The following is a 534-nucleotide window of genomic DNA, read 5'->3' on the forward strand; positions in this document are numbered from 1 at the left end:
TAGCTCTTCTCGCGCGCATTCACCGCCTTGAAGCGGCTGCTGTCGACGGCAACCGAAGCCTCCGACAGCAGGTCGAGCTCGCGGCACAGGAGGACGAAGTGCCGGCAGGTCGCCCGGATCGCCTCCCCGTTGTCCTTACGGAAATCGGCAATCGTCTTGAAGTCCGGGACCAGCCGCCCCGTCAGCCACATCAGCTCGAGGTTGCGTCCTGCCTCGCGCTCCAGCCGCCGGCTGGACTGGATCAGGTTGAAATGGCCGTAGATGTAGATCTTCAGCAGCGTCGCGGGGTGGTAGGCCGGACGGCCCGTCCGCTCGGGGGTGACGCCCTCGAAGCCGAGCTCGGCCAGATCAAGCGCCTCGACAAAGGCCTCAATCACCCGGACCGGGTTCTCCTCGGAGACATAGTCCTCAATGCAGTCGGGAAGCAGCGTCACCTGGCCCCGCTCCTCGCCTTCCACGAAGCGCTTCATCCCAGCCTCCCCTCCGAAGGCCATAGGATACTCCGCCCAGCGTTTTCACACGGCCTCCGCCCAT

At 65.2% G+C, this 534-nt stretch carries 1 protein-coding gene; it reads right to left on the bottom strand.

Translation table 11 applies throughout. The features are described from left to right. Positions 1–470 (bottom strand): transposase (locus tag GSE44_RS25205; protein WP_201306252.1); only part of this gene is annotated, 470 nt, incomplete at its 3' end. Positions 471–534: the final 64 nt, after the last annotated feature.

This window comes from Muricoccus harenae (assembly GCF_009848505.1).
Taxonomy (GTDB): Bacteria; Pseudomonadota; Alphaproteobacteria; order Acetobacterales; family Acetobacteraceae; genus Roseomonas; species Roseomonas harenae.